Genomic DNA, 3,213 nt, shown 5'->3' with positions numbered 1-3,213 from the left:
CATAGGTGTAGTCGGCATGCCCCGGCCGGTACTGGCGGGCGATCTCGCCATAATCCTTGGAACGCTGGTCGACATTCTCGATCAGCATCGACACCGGCGTGCCGGTGGTGATCATCGTCTCGCCGTCCTCGTCGAGGATGAAGCCGGAGAGTATCTTGACCTCGTCCGGCTCGCGGCGCTGCGTCACGAAACGCGACTGGCCGGGGCGACGCTTGTCGAGTTCGGCCTGGATGTCCTCACGCTTGAAACGGATGCCGGGCGGGCAGCCGTCGACGACGCAGCCGAGCGCCGGCCCATGGCTCTCACCCCATGTGGTGACGCGGAACAGGTGGCCGAAAGTGTTGTGAGACATGGAAAACGCCCTGCCCGGCGGCGGAGCCGGAAGTCCAAAGTGGTGCGGCGTCCCTTGCGGGTCAAAAAGCTCGCGCGGCGCTGCACGCTGCCTTCTATTGGCGTTTTGCAAAGTGGTCAAATTGTGTGTGCGGGGAGACCTGCGCTGCCACGAACGGCCAGGTCGGCTGCCCGCCCTGCCGCAATGATCAAGAGCACGCCGCGCGAGTGGCTGCCGCTCATTGCTCGTGAAAGGAACCGTCGTTGGAACTCGCGATCGCACCTTGAGCGAAATAGGTCGTGACGAAGCCAGTTTTACTTTTGACACATTCGCTTGGTTTCTGCTTTCTTCCATCCGCCGTTGAGGACCCCGCCGCTAGCCATGCCGGCGCAATGATAATGAGGACGACGATGCGTACCCTGATTGGCGCTGTTGCCGCCATGCTGATGATTTCCACCGCCGCCGCGTTCGCCGGCCAGACCGAGGGCCTGATCAAGAAGGTCGACAAGGATACGCTGACGCTGACGCTGGACGACGGCAAGTCCTACAAGCTCAACGCCGAAACCGATCTCGACGCGCTGCAGCCGGGCATGGACATCGTCATTGCCTTTGACGTGACCAATGGCGAGAATGTGGTCACCGACATGCAGCTGCCGGATACCGACGCCAACTAGATCCAAGATGAGGCCGGCCTGATCTGAATTCGACAGGCCGCAGCCTTCACAGCCACTCCAGGCTCCGGCCCTGCAGCCGGAGCAGTTGGTCCTGAGGGATTTCCAGGCCCGCCGCCTCCTGTTTTGACAGGCCCATGACGAAGCGGAAAAGGCAGCGCATCACGCCGCCATGGGTGACGCAGACCGTCTGCCGGTCGAGCGCGTCGAACCATGGCTTGATCCGCTCGAGCAGCATCTCATAGCTTTCCGCCCCCTCTCCGGGCGGCTGGAAATCCCATTTGGCCGAGCGGCGCCCGCGGGTCGATCCCGGAAGCCGGGCTTCGAGCTCACGAAACGTAAAACCCTGCCAGTCGCCGAAGCTCAATTCCACCAGACGCGGTTCTGTCCGGTAAGCGAGCGGGTCGAGCCCCATTGCCGCCCGCATCAGTTCCATCGTTTCGCACGTGCGCCGCATCGGGCTGGCGACAAAGTCGAAATCCTCACCCTTGCCGATCATCGCGGCCAAGCGCCGGCCATTGCCAGTCGCCTGCTGGCGTCCAAGCTCATTGATGTCGGTATCGGCCTGACCCTGCAGGCGACGCTCGGTGTTCCATTGCGTCTGTCCGTGGCGCACGATGTAGACGAGCGGATACATCAGGTCTTCCGGCGAAAGATCAGGCAGACTGCAGGCGGGGGGATGGTCGTCCGACGCGCTTATTCCTTGACGGTCGAGATGTCGGGCGCGTCGACCGCCTTCATGCCGACGACGTGGTAGCCAGAATCGACGTGATGGACCTCGCCGGTAACGCCGCGCGACAGATCCGACAGGAAATAGACGCCGGAATCGCCGACCTCTTCCTGGGTGACCGTCTGCTTCAGCGGCGCGTTGTACTCGTTCCACTTCAGGATGTAGCGGAAGTCGCCGATGCCGGAGGCGGCAAGCGTCTTGATCGGGCCGGCGGAGATGGCGTTGACACGGATCTTCTTGGCGCCGAGATCGACGGCGAGATAACGCACGCTCGCTTCCAGCGCCGCCTTTGCCACACCCATGACGTTGTAGTGCGGCATCACCTTTTCGGCGCCGTAATAGGTCAGCGTCAACAGCGAGCCGCCATCGGTCATCAGCGGCTCGGCGCGCTTGGCGATGGTGGTGAAAGAGAACACCGAGATGTCCATGGTGCGCAGGAAATTGTCGCGCGTCGTCTCGACATAACGGCCGGTCAATTCGTCCTTGTCGGAAAACGCGATGGCGTGGACGAGGAAGTCGAGCTTGCCCCAATGTTTGGCGATGTCTGCGAAGACGGCATCAAGGCTTGCCGGGTCGGTGACGTCGCAATGACCGGCGACATGGGCGTTGAGCTCCGCCGCCAGCGGCTCGACGCGCTTCTTGAAGGCTTCGCCCTGATAGGTCAGCGCGATCTCGGCGCCATGATCGACGCACGCCTTGGCGATGCCGAAGGCGATCGACCGATTGTTCGCAACGCCGAGGATCAGCCCGCGCTTGCCGGCCATCAGGCCCTGTCCACCCGCCATGTGAGCGTTCTCCGCAAGAATGTCTGCTTTGTGAAGAGCCTATCGCACAGGCACAGAGCCCCTTCAAGCGCTCAAAGCGGACTGTCCGGGGGAGAAAACTCCAAAGCTCAGCCCTTTTGGCGACGCATCAGCGCTTCCAGCTCGCTGTCGCCGCCCTCGGGCAGCATCAGCCTGACATGGACATAGAGATCGCCATGGCCGCCGGTTTTCTCCGGCAAACCCCTGCCTTTCAGCCGCAGCACCTTGTCGGAGCTCGACCATGCCGGGACATTGACCGCGAGGCGGCCGGTTGGTGTCTCGACCGCCACCTTGGCGCCCAGCACCGCGTCGGCCAGCGCCACCGGCAGATCGGCATGCAGGTCGCGACCCTCGACACGGTAGCGCGGATGGCGGCGGATATGGATCTTGACCAGCGCGTCGCCCGGCTGGCCCGGTCCCTGCTCGCCCTGGCCCTTCAGACGGATGGTCTGGCCGTCCTCGACATAGGCCGGCAGCTTCACCGCCATCTTGCGACCGTCGGGGAACATCGCCGTCACCTTGTCGGCGGTGGCTGCCTCCTCGATGGTGACGTCGAGCGTGACGTTGAGGTCGGCGGCCTGGACCGGCTGACGGCGGTCGCCGCTCCTGCCGGCGCCGCGGGCGCCGGAGAAGGCGTCGCCGAAGATTTGGCTGAAGATGTCGCTGTTGCCATCGAAC

At 63.5% G+C, this 3,213-nt stretch carries 5 protein-coding genes; 1 reads left to right on the top strand and 4 read right to left on the bottom strand.

The genetic code is table 11. The annotated features are described in order from the left end of the window. Positions 1-352, bottom strand: a 352-nt coding sequence (locus EN780_RS30745) for a chorismate synthase (protein WP_128276160.1), incomplete at its 3' end; no start/stop codon positions are given. 389 nt (positions 353-741) lie between these two features. Between EN780_RS30745 and EN780_RS30740 the strand changes: the two genes are divergently transcribed. Further along, positions 742-1,005 carry a DUF1344 domain-containing protein gene (locus EN780_RS30740; protein WP_127310681.1) on the top strand — a complete coding sequence of 88 codons (264 nt, stop codon included), beginning with the start codon at positions 742-744 and terminating at the stop codon, positions 1,003-1,005. Between the two features lie 46 nt (positions 1,006-1,051). On the opposite strand, the gene EN780_RS30735 is transcribed toward EN780_RS30740, so the two are convergent. The 3 genes from EN780_RS30735 to EN780_RS30725 all read right to left on the bottom strand — a co-directional run. Further along, a complete protein-coding gene (locus EN780_RS30735; RefSeq protein ID WP_128276159.1) occupies positions 1,052-1,639 on the bottom strand; it encodes a histidine phosphatase family protein in 588 nt (195 codons plus the stop codon). Between the two features lie 59 nt (positions 1,640-1,698). Next, positions 1,699-2,517 (bottom strand): enoyl-ACP reductase FabI, encoded by an 819-nt coding sequence (gene fabI / locus EN780_RS30730; RefSeq protein ID WP_127282527.1) that lies wholly within the window; start codon positions 2,515-2,517, stop codon positions 1,699-1,701. Between the two features lie 107 nt (positions 2,518-2,624). Further along, a partial coding sequence (locus EN780_RS30725; protein WP_281035388.1) for a DnaJ C-terminal domain-containing protein occupies positions 2,625-3,213 on the bottom strand: 589 nt, incomplete at its 5' end.

This window comes from Mesorhizobium sp. M4B.F.Ca.ET.089.01.1.1 (assembly GCF_004022605.1).
Taxonomy (GTDB): domain Bacteria; phylum Pseudomonadota; class Alphaproteobacteria; order Rhizobiales; family Rhizobiaceae; genus Mesorhizobium; species Mesorhizobium abyssinicae.
This window is presented reverse-complemented; position numbering and strand designations above follow the sequence as displayed.

Excerpts from the sequence above, each read along its gene's own strand:
- EN780_RS30740 (WP_127310681.1), top strand. The coding sequence starts at position 742 with ATGCGTACCCTGATTGGCGCTGTTGCCGCCATGCTGATGATTTCCACC.
- EN780_RS30735 (WP_128276159.1), bottom strand. The coding sequence starts at position 1,639 with ATGTATCCGCTCGTCTACATCGTGCGCCACGGACAGACGCAATGGAAC.
- fabI (WP_127282527.1), bottom strand. The coding sequence starts at position 2,517 with ATGGCGGGTGGACAGGGCCTGATGGCCGGCAAGCGCGGGCTGATCCTC.